General features: G+C 69.2%; 18 protein-coding genes. 14 read left to right on the top strand and 4 right to left on the bottom strand.

Annotation, left to right across the window (positions count from 1 at the left end; all coding sequences use genetic code 11):
* From RWO82_RS07405 to RWO82_RS07375, 7 genes are all read left to right on the top strand, one after another.
* Positions 1 to 559 (top strand): methyltransferase domain-containing protein (locus tag RWO82_RS07405; protein WP_314425228.1); only part of this gene is annotated, 559 nt, incomplete at its 5' end.
* Positions 560 to 623: 64 nt separating this feature from the next.
* The gene (locus tag RWO82_RS07400; RefSeq protein ID WP_314425226.1) at positions 624 to 1,799 is read left to right on the top strand and encodes a histidine kinase; all 1,176 of its coding nucleotides are present in this window, start codon (positions 624 to 626) and stop codon (positions 1,797 to 1,799) included.
* Positions 1,796 to 2,431, top strand: coding sequence for a response regulator transcription factor (locus tag RWO82_RS07395; protein WP_314425225.1), 636 nt, complete (start codon positions 1,796 to 1,798; stop codon positions 2,429 to 2,431). Before RWO82_RS07400 ends, RWO82_RS07395 begins: the two co-directional genes overlap by 4 nt.
* A 93-nt stretch (positions 2,432 to 2,524) precedes the next feature.
* Entirely contained in the window at positions 2,525 to 3,286 is a 762-nt protein-coding gene (locus tag RWO82_RS07390; protein WP_314425224.1) for an ABC transporter ATP-binding protein, read from the top strand.
* Complete coding sequence (locus tag RWO82_RS07385) at positions 3,283 to 4,755, top strand: ABC transporter permease (RefSeq protein ID WP_314425222.1); 1,473 nt, start codon at positions 3,283 to 3,285, stop codon at positions 4,753 to 4,755. The genes RWO82_RS07390 and RWO82_RS07385 overlap by 4 nt, the downstream gene beginning before the upstream one ends.
* 67 nt (positions 4,756 to 4,822) lie before the next feature.
* Positions 4,823 to 5,479 (top strand): 2-phosphosulfolactate phosphatase, encoded by a 657-nt coding sequence (locus tag RWO82_RS07380; protein WP_314425219.1) that lies wholly within the window; start codon positions 4,823 to 4,825, stop codon positions 5,477 to 5,479.
* Between the two features lie 77 nt (positions 5,480 to 5,556).
* Positions 5,557 to 6,063 (top strand): DUF3054 domain-containing protein, encoded by a 507-nt coding sequence (locus RWO82_RS07375; RefSeq protein ID WP_314425218.1) that lies wholly within the window; start codon positions 5,557 to 5,559, stop codon positions 6,061 to 6,063.
* A 5-nt stretch (positions 6,064 to 6,068) separates the two neighbouring features.
* On the opposite strand, the gene RWO82_RS07370 is transcribed toward RWO82_RS07375, so the two are convergent.
* The 3 genes from RWO82_RS07370 to RWO82_RS07360 all read right to left on the bottom strand — a co-directional run bounded on the left by RWO82_RS07370 (position 6,069) and on the right by RWO82_RS07360 (position 8,095).
* Positions 6,069 to 6,557 (bottom strand): SprT-like domain-containing protein, encoded by a 489-nt coding sequence (locus RWO82_RS07370; protein ID WP_314425216.1) that lies wholly within the window; start codon positions 6,555 to 6,557, stop codon positions 6,069 to 6,071.
* A gap of 46 nt (positions 6,558 to 6,603) precedes the next feature.
* Positions 6,604 to 7,131 carry a hypothetical protein gene (locus RWO82_RS07365; protein ID WP_314425215.1) on the bottom strand — a complete coding sequence of 176 codons (528 nt, stop codon included), beginning with the start codon at positions 7,129 to 7,131 and terminating at the stop codon, positions 6,604 to 6,606.
* Between the two features lie 103 nt (positions 7,132 to 7,234).
* Entirely contained in the window at positions 7,235 to 8,095 is an 861-nt protein-coding gene (locus tag RWO82_RS07360; protein WP_314425213.1) for a fused MFS/spermidine synthase, read from the bottom strand.
* A gap of 180 nt (positions 8,096 to 8,275) precedes the next feature.
* On the opposite strand from RWO82_RS07360, the gene RWO82_RS07355 reads away from it, so the two are divergent.
* From RWO82_RS07355 to RWO82_RS07335, 5 genes are read left to right on the top strand one after another with little or no spacing between them, the layout of a single operon-like run.
* A complete protein-coding gene (locus tag RWO82_RS07355) occupies positions 8,276 to 9,568 on the top strand; it encodes a sugar ABC transporter substrate-binding protein (RefSeq protein ID WP_314425211.1) in 1,293 nt (430 codons plus the stop codon).
* A gap of 14 nt (positions 9,569 to 9,582) precedes the next feature.
* Positions 9,583 to 10,563: a sugar ABC transporter permease gene (locus RWO82_RS07350; protein ID WP_314425209.1), complete on the top strand. Its 981-nt coding sequence runs from the start codon at positions 9,583 to 9,585 to the stop codon at positions 10,561 to 10,563.
* A complete protein-coding gene (locus tag RWO82_RS07345; protein ID WP_314425207.1) occupies positions 10,560 to 11,393 on the top strand; it encodes a carbohydrate ABC transporter permease in 834 nt (277 codons plus the stop codon). The genes RWO82_RS07350 and RWO82_RS07345 overlap by 4 nt, the downstream gene beginning before the upstream one ends.
* Positions 11,390 to 12,916: a glycoside hydrolase family 3 N-terminal domain-containing protein gene (locus RWO82_RS07340; protein ID WP_314425205.1), complete on the top strand. Its 1,527-nt coding sequence runs from the start codon at positions 11,390 to 11,392 to the stop codon at positions 12,914 to 12,916. The genes RWO82_RS07345 and RWO82_RS07340 overlap by 4 nt, the downstream gene beginning before the upstream one ends.
* Before the next feature lie 14 nt (positions 12,917 to 12,930).
* The gene (locus RWO82_RS07335; protein ID WP_314425203.1) at positions 12,931 to 13,803 is read left to right on the top strand and encodes a MurR/RpiR family transcriptional regulator; all 873 of its coding nucleotides are present in this window, start codon (positions 12,931 to 12,933) and stop codon (positions 13,801 to 13,803) included.
* A gap of 37 nt (positions 13,804 to 13,840) precedes the next feature.
* Here the strand turns inward: RWO82_RS07335 and RWO82_RS07330 are convergent, their stop codons facing one another.
* Positions 13,841 to 14,761: a sugar kinase gene (locus RWO82_RS07330; protein ID WP_314425202.1), complete on the bottom strand. Its 921-nt coding sequence runs from the start codon at positions 14,759 to 14,761 to the stop codon at positions 13,841 to 13,843.
* 167 nt (positions 14,762 to 14,928) lie between these two features.
* On the opposite strand from RWO82_RS07330, the gene RWO82_RS07325 reads away from it, so the two are divergent.
* Positions 14,929 to 16,602 (top strand): ABC transporter substrate-binding protein, encoded by a 1,674-nt coding sequence (locus RWO82_RS07325; protein WP_314425200.1) that lies wholly within the window; start codon positions 14,929 to 14,931, stop codon positions 16,600 to 16,602.
* An 83-nt stretch (positions 16,603 to 16,685) separates the two neighbouring features.
* Positions 16,686 to 17,690 (top strand): ABC transporter permease, encoded by a 1,005-nt coding sequence (locus tag RWO82_RS07320; protein ID WP_314425198.1) that lies wholly within the window; start codon positions 16,686 to 16,688, stop codon positions 17,688 to 17,690.

Genomic DNA, 17,690 nt, shown 5'->3' with positions numbered 1-17,690 from the left:
CAGAGGACTCGTCAACCTCGACTTCTCGATCGAGGACGTGCACGCGATGAGCTTCGCCTCCGACAGCTTCGACGTCGTGCACGCCCACCAGGTGCTGCAGCACGTCGAGGATCCCGTGCAGGCGCTCCGAGAGATGCGACGCGTCGCGGTGCCGGGAGGCGTGGTCGCGGCGCGCGACGCCGACTACGCCGGATTCCTCTGGTTCCCGATGCTGCCGGAGCTCGACAGGTGGCTGGATCTCTACCGGACGGCGGCGCGCGCGAACGGAGGCGAGCCGGATGCCGGGCGGCGCCTGCTGTCGTGGGCGAGGGCCGCGGGATTCGTCGAGGTCACGGCGACGACCTCCACCTGGACCTATGCCACGCCCGAGGATCGCTCGTGGTGGGGCGGCATGTGGGCCGACCGCATCCTGGAGTCCGCGCTCGCGCGTCAGCTGGTCGACAGTGCGATGGCCACGCCGGAAGATCTGCGGCAGATCAGCGACGCCTGGAAGCGCTGGGCCGACGACGGCGACGGCTGGTACCTCGTGCCGCACGGCGAGATCATCGCGCGCGCCTGACGGGCAGCCCGGATACATCTCCCGGCGGATGCGCGGTGCACCGCGCGCCGCGTAGCGTGGGAGAGTGATCCGCCCGCTCTCCCGCACGGCGCTCGTGCTCGACATCGTCGGTGCGGCGCTGCTGTTCGTCATCCTCACCTCGTTCTCGGTCGCCTTCTACGGCCCGGGAGCGAGCAGCGTCGATGTGCCCACCACGAGCACCGTGGCGATCGTCGTGGCGGGTCTGCTGATGTTCGGCGGCGTGGCGGTCGGCAGGCTCGCGCCCGGGCTGGCCCTGGGGGCCGCCTGGGTCGGCGCCTTCGTGCAGATGCTCGCGGGGCAGGGGCCGCTCCCCATCGACGTCGCCATTCTCCTGGTCCTGTACGCGACCGCCGCGTGGGGATCGCGCGTGGTCCTGTGGTGGGGTTTCGGCTCGGCGCTCTTCGGCGCCTTCGTCGCCGCCGCGTATATGGTCGTCGTCACGGGCGTGGCATCCGGTGCGAGCGGCTGGGATCAGCTGACCACGGGGACGCTGCTCCTCGTGGTCTCGGTTCTCGCCCTCGGATTCGCATGGGTGTGCGGTCTGCTGTGGCGGGTCGTACTGCGCGCGCGGCGCACGCGGTCTGCCCAGCTTCAGGCCGAGTCGCTGGCCGCGGAGGAGCAGGAGCGCGTGCGGATCGCGCGCGACATGCACGACATCGTCGCGCACTCGCTCGCCGTGGTCATCGCCCAGGCCGACGGCGCGCGCTACGCGGCGGCGTCGCAGCCCGAGATGGCGGGCGATGCGCTCGCGACCATCGCGCAGACCGCGCGCGGGGCGCTGAGCGATGTGCGCCTGCTGCTCACCCAGCTGCGGCATCGTCAGGGAGACGGTCCGCAACCCACGCTCGCCGACCTCGAGACGCTGTTCGCCCAGGTGCGCCAGGCGGGGATCGAACCCCGCATCACCGTCGATCCGACGCCTCCCGGTGAACCGCCCGGGGCGATCCAGCTCGCGGTGTACCGGATCCTGCAGGAGGCGCTGACGAACGCGATCCGGCACGGCGACGGTGCGGTCGACGTGCACCTCGCCTGGCTGCCCGATCGGGTCGACCTGCAGGTGCGCAACACCGTGCGAGCGGGAGGAACGCAGGTCGGCGGGGGACACGGGGTCATCGGCATGCGCGAACGCGCTCAGCTCGTGGGCGGTAGCCTTCTGGCAGAGCGTGACGGCGTGCAGTTCGTCGTCGCGGCGTCGCTGCCGATCGGAGAGACAGCATGATCAGGGTCGTACTCGTCGACGACCAGGCGCTCTTCCGCGCCGGAATCCGGATGCTCGTCGCATCGCAGCCCGACCTCGACGTCGTGGGCGAAGCGGGCGACGGTCGAGAGGCGGTGTCGCTCGTGCGTTCGGTGCGGCCCGACGTGGTGCTGATGGACATCCGCATGCCGGTGATGGACGGGCTGGCAGCGACCGCAGAGATCCTCGCGCAGCCGGATCCGCCGCGCATCGTGATGCTCACGACCTTCGATCTCGACGAGGCCGCGGCCCGGGCCATCCGCCAGGGGGCGAGTGGCTTCCTGCTCAAGGACGCGGACCCGGAGTTCCTGCTGGCGGCGATCCGCACGGTGCACTCCGGATCGAGCGTGATCGCCGCATCTGCGACGCGCGAGCTCTTCCAGCACTTCGCCGAGGCGCCCAAGCCCGCCCCCGTGCAGTTCACCACGCTCACCGAACGCGAGCGCGAGATCTTCGCCCTCGCCGCACGAGGCCTGTCGAACAGCGAGATCGCGGCGCGCGAATACCTCAGCGAGGCGACCGTCAAGACGCACATCAGCCGCATCCTCACCAAGCTCTCGCTCCGCGACCGGGTGCAGCTCGTCGTGTTCGCGTTCGAGCACGGGCTCACCTGAGTCACGAGGGCCGGGCAGATCATCCTTGCGATGTAGACGCATGAGCCGCACGGGCGACGCGGAGAGGCATCCGCGAGAAATAGCGTCGTCGACATGGAGATCACGACCAGCGACCTCGGGCTCGCAGCCCGCGTGCAGCACCTCAGCAAGACCTACGGCGCCGGAGAAGGCGCGGTGCACGCGCTCGACGACGTCAGCGTGGGCATCAGACGCGGGCAGTTCACCGCCATCATGGGGCCCTCGGGCTCGGGCAAGTCCACCCTCATGCACATCATGGCGGGACTGGACACTCCGTCGGGCGGGCGGGCCTGGATCGGCGACACCGAGATCACCGGCCTCGGCGACCTCGACCTGACGATCCTGCGCCGACGCCGCGTGGGGTTCATCTTCCAGGCATTCAACCTGGTGCCCACCCTCACGGCGATCGGCAACATCATGCTGCCATTCGAGCTCGACGGGAGACGCCCCAGTGCGATCGAGAAGGCGCGCATCGACGGCCTCGTCGAGACTCTGGGGCTCGGGGCACGGCTGCAGCACCGCCCGCACCAGCTGTCGGGCGGACAACAGCAGCGGGTCGCGATCGCTCGCGCGCTGGCCACGGCACCCGACCTGGTGTTCGCCGACGAGCCGACCGGGAACCTCGATTCGACATCGGGGCGCGAGGTGCTCCAGCTGCTGGCGACCGCGAGCCGGGAGCACGGGCAGTCGATCGCCATGGTCACGCATGACGCGATCGCCGCGAGTCACGCCGATCGGGTGCTCTTCCTCGGCGACGGCCGCCTCGTGGCCGACCACCCGCGTCAGAGCGCCGAGGAGATCTCGGCGTACATGCTCGCGGCGGAGGTGGCGGCATGAGCGCGGTCGCCGCACCCGCGGTTCGCACCGTGGTGCCGCAGACCGCGACGACCGGCCCGCGTCTGGCCTGGCTGCGCGAACGCGGGATGGGAGCGAGCGTCCTCGTCGCCGCGCTGTCGGCAGCGTTCGGCGTGATCCTCGTCGAGGTCACCGCGTACCTCGGCGCGGTGCTGCAGGCCGACCCGTTCATCGGGGACAGCGAGACCCTCGCGTTCATCGTCGGTCTCCTGTCGGTGCTGCTCACCGCGGTCGCGATGTACGTCGCGGCGATCGTCACGGCGAACACGTTCTCGACGATCGTCGCGGGCCGCACCCGGAGGATCGCGCTGATGCGGCTGATCGGCGCGACGGCTCGGTCTCAGCGCGCCGAGGTGGGAAGGCAGGGGCTGATCGTCGGCCTTCTCGGCGCGGCGATCGGAGTGCTCGCAGGAGTCCTGCTCTCCGCGGTCGGAGTGCAGCTCGGGTCGACGTGGATCGAGCACCAGCCGTCCGGGTTCTCCCTCGCGCAGCCGGCACTCGCGCTTCCGGCGGTCGGCGTCGCACTCACGACCTGGGCTGCCGCATGGGTGGGCTCGAAGCGCGTGCTCGCGGTCACTCCGCTGCAGGCGATCGGTGGTTCGGTCGAGCGCACGCACGACGAGGTCTCCCGTCCCGGACGTCATGTCGGAGCCTGGGTGCTCCTCGTCGCGGGATCGCTGCTCCTCGCCGGCGGCGTCGTGCTCGGGCTGGTGCACCCGTTGGGCGTCGTCGTGGCGTTCTTCGGAGGACTCCTGTCGTTCACGGGCCTCGCGCTCGGTGCCGTGCTCTTCATGCCGCCCGTCCTGCGCCTGGTCGGGCGCCTGTTCGGCTCCAGCGCGACGGCTCGGCTGGCTGCCGAGAACGCGCTGCGGTATCCCGAACGCTCATCGCGCATGGCGATCGGGGTCGTCATGGGGGTCACGCTCGTGACGATGTTCGCCGTGGCACTCGAGTCGGTGAAGCAGATGCTCATCATGCAGTCCGAGGGGTCGATCCCCGAGGCGTTCTTCGCACCGTTCGACGCCTTCGCATCGATCATGATGCTGCTCGTGGCCGTCTCCGCCGTGATCGCCGCCGTGGGGCTGGTGAACCTCCTCACGATCGGTGTCGTGCAGCGTCGTCGAGAGCTCGGGCTGCTGCGCTCGATCGGCCTCTCCAACACGCAGGTGCGCCGCATGGTGTTGCTGGAGGCGACGCACATCACCGTCACCGCCACCGTGACGGGGCTCGTCCTCGGGGTCGTCTACGGATGGGTCGCCGCCCAGTCGCTGCTCGGGTCCACGCCGACCCTGCCCGACTTCGAGCCCGCGGGTCTCGTGGCGCCGCACGTGCCGTGGCTGCCCGTCGTGATCATCGTCGTCGCGACAGCCGTGCTCACGCTGGTCGCTGCCGCCGCACCGACCCGTCTCGCCACTCGCGTCGCGCCGGTCGAGGCGCTCGCCGCCGACTGACGACGATCGTGGTCCTGTCGGCGTCATGCGTCGACAGGACCACGATCGCGCAGAATAAGCTGAACGGATGCCGTCTGCGTTCGACCAGTCCACGTATCAGGTGCGCCTCGAGTGGGGCGCCGGGGGGCTCGCCCGCCTCGCTCCCGCTGACATCCTCGTGATCGTCGACGTCCTGCGGTTCTCGTCGACAGTGGCGGATGCCGTGGCGGCCGGCGCCGAGGTGGAGCTCGACGGCGCAGCGAGGTGGTCGCGCAACGGCGCTGCCGTGGCGGCGGCCGCCGAGCACGAGACGGTGCTGCTGGGCGGTCTTCGCAATGCCGGCGCTGTCGCTCGCGCGATCGTGACGCTGCAGAACCGGCGTCAGGCCCGCACCTCTGTGGCGATCATCGCGGCCGGCGAGGTCGACGCCGCGGGCGCTCTGCGCTTCGCAGTCGAAGACCATCTCGGCGCCGGCGCCGTCATCGCTGCTCTGACCGACCTCGGCATCGACCACACGTCTCCGGACGCCGCGGTCGCGGCGGAGGGGTTCCGCGCACTCCGCAGAGCGTTGCGCCACATGGTCAGTGCGAGTGGCTCGGCGCGTGAGATCGCCGAGGGCGTGGACGCCACCGCGAGGATGACCGCAGCCGGCATCGTGCCGACGTCGCCGGCCTCGGCAGCCGAGGTCGACGCCGTCGATGCGGTGCCGATCCTGCGCGACGGACGGTTCGTCGCTTTCGACTAGGCGGCTGTCTTCCGCGCAGCCGGAGACAGGCCGCGGCCTCTCCCGGTGTTGGCGCTGCCGGGTCGTAGGGTCGGGGCATGCGGTACGTCCCTGCTCTGCTCCTCGATGCGCTCCTGGTCCTCGTGTTCGCGGTGATCGGCCGCGCATCGCACGATGAGGACCCGGGCGGATTCGTCCTCACCGCGTGGCCCTTCCTCGTCGCTCTCGTGGTCGGTCACGGCGTCGCGGCGCTGCTGCCGGCCCGACCGCGTCGCCCGTGGGCGCTCGCGTGGGGTGCCGTGGTCTGGGTCGTGACCGTCGCAGGCGGCATGCTGCTCCGCCTCGCCACCGGAGACACCGCGCAGACCGCCTTCATCATCGTCGCGGCCGTGACACTCGGGATCCTGCTGATCGGCTGGCGCGCCGCGGCTGCGCTGCTGCGACGGCGTCGCCGCGGCGGCGAGCCCGAGCCCGAGCCCGAGCATCAGGGGAGCGATGGGCCTTTCTCCACCGAGTCGACGGAGTCGGGGGACCCGGGCCTTCACCCGGAGGCCGGACACGGTGATGAGGGAGTTCCGGGGACCGACACCGATCGCCCTCGGTGAAGTGTTTAGCGCGACATCTGGGCGGCTGAGCGGGCGTCGGCCGTGATCTCACGTCGGGTCCACGCGAACTGGTAGCGGGCGTCGAACGCGCGCGAGCAGCGCGCGCACGACGTCTGCCGCACGGGGCGCCGGTGGCGGTACGTGACATGACCTGCCGGACATGTGCCGACCCATGGCGCGAGCTCGACGGCCGTCTCGCCGTGATGAGTCGTTCCGCCCACGTACCCGATGTCGCGCGCGACTCTCTTCCAGACCGCACCGTGAGCGGCGGCGTGTCCGGCGAGTGCGTGCGCCACCTCGTGCAGCAGCACCTGGTGGATCTCGTCGTCGTCGAAGCGCGCGGCGAGGTACCGCGACACCGTGATGCGCTTCCTCGTGTAGTCGCACTGACCGGCGCGCCGCTTCGCGTGATCGAAGCCGAAGGACCAGCTGTCGTCGAGGTGCAGTGCGATCAGCGCTTCGCCCCAGACCCGCACCCGGTCAAGTTCCGCCATGCGTTCAGGCTAAGCCATGCCGCCGACATCGCACGGCATCGAGGTGTCAGCCGACGGGGAGCGGAGCGGGGCGACGCCGCTCGGCCGCCTCGATCGCGAGAAGCACCGTCTCCAGCTCGCTGTCGGCGGCGCCCGCTTCGCGGCGCAGGAAGAGCGACTGCTTGAAGCTCTCGCGCGCGGTCTCGTAGTCGCCCGCCTCGTAGGAGTTCTTGCCGTGGTGCTGATACGCGAAGGCCGCGATCGACAGCCACCGCTGTCCTTCGGCCTCCGACGCACAGGTCGCGAGCTCCTGCTCGGCCGCGGCATGGGCGCCGCGGTACTGCAGGACGGTGGCGTGCAGCACGCGTGCACGCAGCACATCCCGCCGTGTGCCCGCCATGCGAGCCTGGCGCACGGTCGTGTCGGCCAGGGCGAGGGCCTCATCGAGGCGCCCGAGCACCTTCAGCAGCCATACCCGCTCGAGCAAGGCCGGGAGGCTGCGCTGTTCCTCGATCTCCGCGAGCCTGGTCGCGCATTCATCGAGATCGACCAGTTCGCGAAGACTCTCCCGGTCGTATCCTCGGATGAAACTCATTGCTCTCCTTCCGCAGCGTCCCCTTGAACAGTCTGCCCCGGGAGCGGCCGGTTCCGGGGTCGGCACGCCCCGGCGACATGCATCCGGGGAGCGCTCGATCGCATCAGCGCAGGAAGAGCGAGGCGTCGGGGCGCGGAGACGCCACGGCGTCCTGATCGGTGACGACCCGCGCGCCCTGCACGAACGCCGCGACCTCGGCGCCCTGGGCGATCTTGGCCGGGTGGGGGCCCGCGGCGAGCATCCGCGGAAGCCATTCGGAGGGGAGCGGTGCGACTGACGCCGCGATCACGAGATTGCCGAAGCGCCTGCCCTTCAGCACCTGGGCGTCGGCGAGGACCCCGATCTCGGGCAGCACCTCGGCGACTGTCGCGACCTGGCGCCGCGCGAATGCGAGCCCCGGCCCGTCGGCGACGTTCACGAGCATCACTCCCGCGGGTCCGAGCAGCTCGGCCACTTCGCGGTAGAACTCGACGCTGGTCAGGTGCGCGGGGGTCTGCGCCCCCGAGAAGACGTCGGACACGACCAGGTCGCACGCACCCACGACACCGGGCGGCAGCCGCCGCACGCCCTCGCGGGCATCGCCGATGCGCAGGCGGATCGCGGCGCCGCGGGGGAGCGGCAGATGCTCGCGGACCAGCGCCACGAGCGGGGATTCGAGCTCGATCACCTGCTGACGGGAGCCGGGTCGCGATGCCTCTATATACCGGGGGATCGTCAGCGCGCCCGCACCCAGGTGCACGGCCGTGAGCGGACCCGCGGGCAGCTGATCGATCACCGCGCCCATACGCGCGATGTATTCGAAGTGGAGGTGGGTAGGATCGTCGAGGTCGACGTGCGACTGAGGCGTCCCGTCGACGACCAGCTCATAGCCGCTCGTGAACTCGGACGGGATGACGCGCGCCTCTCCGCCATGGTCGAGCCGGATGTGTGGATGCTCCGCGTCGCGAGCTCTGGTCCGTCCCATCCCTCGAGAATACGCGGCTTCCCGCGCGTCCGGAGCGGCCGGGAAGAGCGTCGGATCGCCGATGTTACGGGCAAGTGACGTTTCCGAGAATAACTTGCAGGTAATTAGTTAGTGATGAATACTTTTTCCTAACCGGGTGGGTTCCCGAAGCCACCAGGACGTTCAAAGAGGAGATCCCTGATGCATAAGCGCATTCTTCCGGTCGTGGCGCTCGGCGCCGTGGCAACCCTGGGCCTGGCGGCCTGCGCCGGTGGCGCGACCGACGGTGGCGGGTCCGCAGACGGAGAGGGCCAGGAGCTCACCGTCTGGATCATGAAGGGCACCAACCCCGACGCGACCGCGTTCTACGACGAGGTGTCCGCGGCGTTCGAGGAGGAGACCGGGGCGACGGTCACGATCGAGGAGATCCAGTGGGCCGACGCCCACGATCGCTTCGTGACGTCCATCGCCGGCGGCACCACGCCCGACATCGCCGAGACCGGCACCACCTGGACCGCCGAGTTCGCCGACGCCGGCGCGCTCGAGCCGCTCGACGAGTACGTCGACGCCGAGAAGGGCCTCCGCGACGACCTCGTCGAGGGCCTCGCGGTCGCCGGCACGTACGACGAAGAGCTCTACGGCATGCCGTGGTACGCGGGTGTCCGCTCGATCGTCTACCGCACCGACGTGTTCGACGAGCTCGGCCTCGAGGCTCCGAAGACGTGGGACGACATCGTCGCCGCCGGCGAGGCCATCAAGGCGGCCAAGCCCGACATGCTGCCCTTCCCCGTCGCGGGCGACGCCGAGTTCCAGGTCTACCCCTGGGTGTGGGGCGCCGGCGGCGAGGTCGCGACCCTCGACGGCGACACCTGGACGAGCGAGCTCGACAGCGCGGAGTCGCAGGCGGGCATCGAGTTCTACACCGGGCTCGCGACCGAGCACGGCTTCTCCTCCGCGGGTGCGACCACCTGGAAGGAGACCGACCTGCGCGACTCGTTCACGCAGGGCAACGTCGCGATGATGCTCTCCGGCTCGTGGACCCCGAAGGCTCTGATCGAGGCGAACCCCGACCTCGAGGGCAAGATCGGCGCGGCCGTGATCCCCGGTGAGGACGGCGGGATCGCTCCGTCCGTGCTCGGCGGCTCGCACCTCTCGGTCTTCAACACCACCGAGAACGCCGAGCTCGCATGGCAGTTCGTCAAGCTCATGACCACGGGCGAGTTCGCCGAGAAGTGGGCTGACGAGACCGGCTACTTCCCGGGAGTCCAGTCGGCGATGGAAGAGGCTCTCGCCTCGACCGACCCCCTGGTCGCTCCGTTCGCGGAGCAGATGGTCGAGGGCGGCGCATCCGTGCCGGTCACGCCGAACTTCGGTGCCGTGCAGGCGAAGAAGACGACCAACTCGATGATTCAGGCGATCCTCAGCGGACAGAAGGACGTCGCCACGGCGACGAAGGATGCCGCTGCTGAGATGACCGACCTGCTCAACCAGTAAGGCTGTATCACTCCATGTCGATGGTGCAAGCGCCACTGCCGGCCACGAAGGCGGAGCCCTCCTCCGCCTCCGTGGCCGGCGGCCGGCCGGAGAAGAAGCGAGGCCTCTCGCTGATCACGGCCCGCCCCTGGCTCCTCCTCGCCCCGGGCCTGGTCATCCTCGCGGTGCTCATGCTCTGGCCGCTCATCCAGGTCGTCATCTACTCGCTGCAGGACTACGGCCTGCGCGAGATCAACACCGGTGAGAGCAACTGGATCGGCGTCGACAACTATGTCGAGGCGCTCACCAATCCGACGCTGTGGACGATCGTGCTCCCGAACACGGTGGGCTTCGCGGCCGTCGCCGTGTTCGTCACGGTCGCCGTGGGCACTCTCGTGGCCCTGCTGCTCGCGAAGCTCGGCACGGTCTGGCGCACCATCGTCTCCAGCTGCATCATGGTGGCCTGGGCCATGCCCGCCGTCACCGGCACGTATGTCTGGACCTTCATCTTCGATGCCGACCGCGGCATCTTCAACACCGTCCTGCAGGACCTCGGTCTGATGGACGACCCGGTGAACTGGTTCACGAATCAGTGGTCGTTCTACGCGATCGTGCTGCTGAACGTCGTGCACCACGGCTTCCCGTTCGTCGCGATCACGGTGCTCGCGGGCCTGCTCGGCGTCTCGAAGGAGATGCTCGAAGCCGCCGCGCTCGACGGGGCGAACGCCTGGATGCGCTTCTGGAAGATCATCTTCCCCACGCTGAAGCCCGTGTTCTCGGTCGTGATCATCCTGTCGACGATCTGGGACTTCAAGGTCTTCGCGCAGGTCTACCTGATGCCCGGCGGCGGCGGAGGCAACAGATCGGTGCTGAACCTCGGCGTCTGGTCGTACGTCGAGTCCTTCGGACAGAACCGCTACGGGTTCGGCGCGGCGCTCGCCGTGCTGCTCACCCTCGTGCTGATCGGCATCACGATCGTGTACATCCGCTCCCTCATGAAGGAGGACGAGCTGTGAACCCCCGCCCGTCTGTCATGTCGCGCGTCGGCACCGGCGTCGCGATCGCCGCCGTCCTGATCTTCACCCTGTTCCCCGTGTACTGGATGGTCTCCAGCGCGCTCGACGCCAAGGCGTCGAGCGGAGGTCAATCGCTGCTCCCGCAGGAGTTCACGTTCGACAACTTCGCGTATGTGCTCACCGACGGCGGCTTCGGCACCTACCTGCGCAACTCGGCCATCGTCGCTCTCGTCACCGTTCTGGTGAGCGCCCTGGTCTGCCTGCTGGCGGCGGTCGCCGTCGCCCGCTTCAAGTTCAAGTTCCGCACCACCATCCTCATGATGATCCTCATCGTGCAGATGGTTCCGCTCGAGGCGCTCGTGATCCCGCTCTTCCTGCAGGTCAAGAGCCTCGGGCTGCTCAACAGCATCCTCGGCCTGATGGTGGTCTACGTCGCGCTCTCCCTGGCCTTCGGGATCTGGATGCTGCGCGGATTCGTGGCGGCCGTTCCCGTCGAGCTCGAGGAGGCCGCCTACATCGACGGTGCGAGCTGGTGGCGCATGTTCCGGTCGATCCTGCTCCCGCTCGTGATGCCGGGACTCGTCGCCACCAGCATCTTCAGCTTCATCACGGCCTGGAACGAGTTCATCTTCGCGATGACGATCCTCGGCAGCGCGACCGACCAGTACACGGTGTCGATCGGCCTGAAGTCCTTCTTCGGTCTGCACTCCAACGACTGGGGCAGCATCATGGCGGCGTCGACCATCATCACGATCCCCGTCATGATCTTCTTCGTGATCGTGCAGCGCCGCCTCTCCGCCGGGATGGTCGCAGGGGCGGTGAAGGGATGACCGATGATCTCGAACGGCTCGCGAACGGCGTGCTCTGGCCGGGGTTCTTCGGCACCGAGGCACCGTCGTGGCTTCTCGACGCGCTGCGCGACGGGCTCGCGGGGGTCGTGTACTTCGGCCAGAACGTCGGCGAGGGTCTTCCTGCGCTGAGCGCGCAGATCGTGGCCGCGAACCCCGCAGCCCTCATCGGCATCGATGAGGAGGGCGGCAGTGTCACGCGTCTCGAGGCGAGCACGGGGTCGACCCTCCCGGGCGCCGCGCAGCTCGGCCTGGTCGACGACCCGTCGGCCACCGAGGCCGTCGGCGTCGAGCTCGCGCGCCGCGTGCGCGCCGCGGGCGGCAACGTGGTGCTCGGTCCGGTCGCCGACGTCAACACCGATCCCCGTAACCCGGTCATCGGTGTGCGCTCCTTCGGCAGTGACGAGCATCTGGTGTCACGGCACGCGGTCGCAGAGATCACGGGCATGCAGCGCTCGGGCGTCGCCGCCTGCGTGAAGCACTTCCCCGGGCACGGCGACACCCACCTCGATTCGCATCACTCCCTGCCCGAGATCACGATCGACGTCGAGCAGTTCGAGCGCGTTCATCTCGAGCCCTTCCGCGCGGCCGTCGCGGCGGGAGTCCGCATGATCATGACCGCGCACATCGTGGTGCCGGCGTGGGGCCCGGAGCCCGCCACACTGAATCCACGGATCCTCGGCGTGCCGAGGGAATGGGGCTTCGAGGGCGTCATCGTCACCGACGCGCTCGACATGGCGGCGATCCGCGAGACCGTGGGCATCGGCGCGGGGGCTGCGCGTGCGCTCGCAGCCGGCGCGGATCTGCTGTGCATCGGGAACCCGTCGAATCCCGGGAGGGAGACGCACCCGGATCAGGACCGGCGGGACTTCCTCGCCGCCCGTGACGGGATCGTCGCGGCCCTGCGTGACGGCTCGCTCTCGCGAGCGCGGGTCGAGGAGGCCGCTCGTCGCGTCGCAGACCTGTCGCAGGCGCTTCGCGCCGGTTCGCCGGAGGCAGGCGTCGACGAGTCGTCGGAGCCTGCGTACTCCGCACACGAGGTCGTTCGTCGCGCTGTCCGGGGAGTACAGGCTGACGCGTCGGCCCTCGCCGTGCTCGATGCCCGCCGACGCGCATCGCTCGCCGTCGACAACGCGGCCGCGTACGTCGCCAGGACGCTCGCGGGGGAGGGCCACATCTCACGACTGGACGTCTCGCGCGTGCCGGCGGCGGAACGGGATGCCGTGCTCGATCAGGTGATCGCGGCGGACGGCCTGACCGTCGTGCTCGTCGATCGCCCCGGAGTCGACGACGACCAGCGTGCCGTGATCGAGCGAGCGGCGGATCGTGATCCCGATGCGGTGGTCGTCAACGTCGGACTGGCGTCGCACCGCCCTCTCGCGCTCCCGGTGGTCGAGGTCGGCGCGGCGAGCCGGATCGGTGCTCAGGTCGCCCGCGAAAGCCTCAGCGGAGCATACGCCCACCGTGTCGGTTCGTCACGGGGTGATGCCGCACCGGGCGTCTGAGGCAGGATGGCACAGTGGACGCTGATGTTCTTGCACTGGTACGCCGAGCCGTACCGCGCCTGAGCGCGGCGGAGGCGAAGGTGGCGGAGACGATTCTCGGCGACCCCACCCTGGTCGTGGATCTCGCGATCAACGACCTGGCGCGGGTCTGCAGCACCTCGCTGTCGACCGTCGCCCGTTTCGCGCAGTCGTTGGGCTTCAGCGGATACCGCGAACTCCGGGTCGCCGTCGCTCGCACGGTCACGCTCGCCCAGGCGCAGCAGGCGCGCTTCGGGCTCGACACCACCGCGATCAACCCGGATGACGAACCGCCCGCGATCGCCGCGAAGCTCGCCGCACAGGAGATCGACGCGATCGAGAAGACCGCTCGCGGCCTCGATGCGTCTGCGCTCGATCGCGTGGCGCTCGCCCTGGTCGCCGCGCGCCACATCGATCTCTTCGGGCAGGCCGCGTCGTCGCTCACCGCGCAGGACCTGCAGCAGAAGCTCGCGCGCATCGGATGCTCGGTCGCGCACTCCGCCGATCCGCATCTCGCGGTGACCACCGCCTCACTGCGCTCGTCGCAGGACGTCGCCATCGGCTTCTCGCACGGCGGAGAGACGGCCGAGGTGATCCGAGCGATCGAGGTCGCTCGCGACGCGGGGGCGCTCTCCGTCGCGATCACGAGCGTCGCTGACTCGACGCTGGCGCTCGCGGCCGATATCGTCCTCCTCACGCATGCGCACGAGTCGCCGTTCCGCATGGCGGCGATGTCGAGTCGCATCGCCCAGCTCGCTCTCGTCGACATCCTGTTCGTCCGCGTCGTGCAGCATCGCGGCGAGCCCGTCGCCGTGCCGCTGCAGCTCACGCACGACGCTGCCGCTCCTCGCCGCCGCGCTCCGCACTGAACGACCGCCCCGCGTCGTCCGAGCCGGTGCGTGCGATTCAGTCGACGTGGTCGCGAGTGCTGGTGAGGGCGCGCGTCGCGATCCGATGTGCGCGGGCGAGGCTCCCCGTGAGCGAGAGCCCGCTCAGGATTCCCGCAAGGAACCCGGCCGCGAATGCGTCGCCCGCCCCGATCGTCTCGACCACGGGCACGTCCAGCGCAGAGCTCTCCGTCCGGTCCGGGCCGTCGAACGCGATCGCGCCCCGCGCGCTGGTGACGACGAGATACCGCGGTTCGGGGAGGAAGGCGCGCACGTCGTCGGGATCCGAGACGCCGAAGACGGCATCCGCATCGGCAATGGTGCAGAACACCACGTCCGCGCGGCGTGCGTATCCCGTGAGCACGTCGCCGCCCTCGTCTTCGCGTCGTCGCCAGAGCGCCGGACGCCAGTTGACGTCGAAGCTCAGGAGGCGCTCACCGCGGGGAAGGGCGAAGACCGCATCCTGCGCGGCATGCGCCGTCGACGAGAGCGCGGGCGTGATGCCCGACGTGTGCACGAGGGCGGCGGCCTCGATGAGCCGGCCCACGGTGGCGTCGGCGATCGTGGCGGGGGAGATAGCGGACGCCGCCGAGCCGGTGCGGTAGTAGTGCATCCGCGCCTCGACAGCGCCGTCGGCGAGCGGCACCAGCTCCTTCACGTAGATGCCGGTCGGTGCGTCGGGATCCGTCTGCACCGCCGAGTCGTCCACGCCGTGTCGGCGCAGCTCCGCGCGGAGGAAGCGTCCGAATCCGTCGTCACCCACTCTCGACACGACGGCCGCGTCGATCCCCGCGGACGCCAGCGCGACGGCCGTGTTCCATTCGGCGCCCGCGAGAGAGCGACGGAAGGTCCGGCTGTCCTCGAGCGGACCGGCGACCGTGGGCACGAGGGAGACCAGGCCCTCTCCGACGCACACGGCGAGAGGGGAGGTGTCGGGCACGATCTGGACATTACCGGATCATGTTCGGTGAAGCATCCGATACCGGAATGCAACTTTGAGATGTTTCGTATACGGCCGTGCACTCGGTAGTTTCGAGGAATCACCGTCCGGAGCCGAAGGCGTCCCCGGATCGCGCACACAGCAGCGCTCGACAGGAAGGTCACACAATGCACCACACAGTCATGCGTCGGCGAGGTCTCCTCGCCGTATCCGGAGCGGCACTCGCCGCGCTGGTCCTCTCCGGCTGCGTCGCCAGCGAGCGCGGCGACGACGGCGCCGAGGGGTCAGGAGATGTCGACGGCACGTTCGTGTTCGCCGCGTCGTCCGACCCGGCCAGCCTCGATCCGGCATTCGCGCAGGACGGCGAGAGCTTCCGCGTCTCGCGGCAGATCTTCGAGGGACTCGTGGGCACCGAGCCCGGCACGGCCGACCCGGCACCGCTGCTGGCCGAGTCGTGGGAATCGTCGGAAGACGGCATGAGCCACACCTTCACGCTGAAGGAGGACGTCACGTTCCACGACGGCACGCCGTTCAACGCCGAGGCAGTGTGTGCGAACTTCGACCGCTGGTACAACTGGACCGGCCTGGCGGCCTCCGAGGCCTTCGGCTACTACTACAACAAGCTCTTCAAGGGGTACGCCTCGAACCCGGAGGACGCGGTCTACAAGTCCTGCACGCCGGACGGGGACTACTCCGTCACGATCGACCTGAACAAGCCGTTCGCCGGCTTCGTCGCGTCGCTCTCGCTGCCGTCGTTCGGAATGCAGAGCCCGTCGGCGCTGTCGGAGTTCGGTGCAGACGACGTCAGCGGCTCCGCCGAGGCGCCCGTGCTCTCGGAGTACGCGATGGGTCACCCGGTCGGCACCGGCCCGTACCAGTTCGACGAGTGGGCACCGGGCGAGCAGGTCTCGCTCAAGGCCTACGGCGACTACTGGGGCGAAGCGGGGCAGATCGACGAGATCATCTTCCGCACGATCGACGACCCCACCGCACGTCGTCAGGCGCTCGAGTCGGGATCGATCGACGGCTACGACCTCGTCGGACCCGCCGACACCAAGGCTCTCGAGGATGACGGCTTCACGATGGTGTCGCGTCCTCCGTTCACGATCCTCTACCTCGCCTTCAACCAGGCGCTGCCCGAGCTGCAGGACCCCAAGGTCCGCGAGGCGCTCTCCTACGCCGTCGACAAGGACGCGCTCATCAGCCAGGTCCTTCCCGAGGGCACCGAGAAGGCGATCGAGTTCGTGCCCGACACGGTCAACGGCTACAACCCCGACGTCACCACGTACGACTACGACCCCGAGAAGGCCAAGTCGCTCCTCGCCGAGGCCGGGTACACCGAGGCCAACCCGCTGAAGCTCGACTTCAACTACCCGGTCAACGTGTCGCGTCCGTACATGCCGGACCCCGAGCAGATCTTCACGGTCCTCTCGTCGCAGCTCGCCGAGGTCGGCGTCGAGACGACTCCGGTGTCGGAGGAGTGGGTCGAGTACCTCGACCGCACCACGGGCACGCCCGATCACGGAATCCACCTGCTCGGCTGGACCGGCGACTACAACGACACCGACAACTTCGTCGGAGTGTTCTTCGGCCAGCAGAGCTCTGAGTGGGGCTTCGACAACCCTGAGCTGTTCCAGAAGCTCGACGAGGCACGTGGCGTCTCCAACCTCGAGGACCAGACGGCCCTGTACGAGGAGATCAACGAGATGGTCGCGCAGTTCATCCCGGGCGTGCCGCTCGCGCACCCGGCGCCGACCCTGGCGTTCGACCCCCGCGTCGAGAGCTACCCCGCCAGCCCGGTGAACGACGAGGTCTTCACGGACATCGTCCTGACCGAGTAGGTCCGACCGCCTGAGATGCCTTCCCGGGCCCTCGCACTGCGCGAGGGCCCGGGAATGCGTCGCCTCTGATCAACGGAGACCTCTTGCTGCGCACCATCGGCAGACGACTGCTTTTCCTCATTCCCACTCTCATCGGCCTGAGCATCCTGCTGTTCGCCTGGGTCCGGGCCCTTCCCGGTGGCCCTGCCGTCGCTCTCCTCGGCGAGAAGGCGACGCCCGAGGCGATCGCCAGGGTCAACGAGCTCTACGGCTTCAACAAGCCCCTCATCGAGCAGTACTTCATCTGGGTCGGACGCCTCCTGCAGGGCGACTTCGGCACATCGATCCAGACGAACCGCCCGGTCATCGAAGAGTTCTTCCGCCGTTTCCCCGCCACGATCGAGCTGAGCGTCCTCGCGCTCATCTTCGCGGTGGGTGTCGGCATCCCGCTCGGATACTGGGCCGCTCGCCGCCACGGCAAGTTCACCGACCACGCGTCGGTCGTGCTCAGCCTGATCGGCATCACGATCCCGGTGTTCTTCCTCGCCTTCATCCTGAAGTACGTCTTCGCGGTGCAGCTCGGATGGCTGCCTTCCGACGGACGGCAGAACCCGCGAATCGACGCCACCCATCCGACCGGCTTCTACGTGTGGGACGGCATCATCACGGGCGAGTTCGACGCCTCGTGGGATGCGCTCCTGCACCTCGTGCTCCCGGCGCTCGCGCTCGGCACCATCCCGCTAGCGATCATCGTCCGCATCACCCGCGCGAGCGTCCTGGAGGTCCAGAACGCGGACTACGTGCGCACGGGGCGGGCGAAGGGCGTCGGGGCGTCGACGCTGCGCAGCCGCTTCATCCTGCGCAATGCGATGCTGCCCGTGATCACGACGATCGGTCTGCAGACCGGGCTCCTGATCTCGGGGGCTGTGCTCACCGAGACGGTCTTCGCGTTCCCCGGCATCGGATCGTTCCTGGCGAGGGCGATCTTCACCAGGGACTTCCCGGTGCTGCAGGGTTTCATCATCTTCATCGCGATCGCCTACGCGCTGATCAACCTGGCGGTCGACGTGTCGTACAGCTTCATCGACCCGAGAGTGCGGGTGCAGTGA

Origin of the sequence: uncultured Microbacterium sp., assembly GCF_963521645.1 — a bacterium.
In the GTDB taxonomy this organism is placed as follows: domain Bacteria; phylum Actinomycetota; class Actinomycetes; order Actinomycetales; family Microbacteriaceae; genus Microbacterium.
This window is presented reverse-complemented; position numbering and strand designations above follow the sequence as displayed.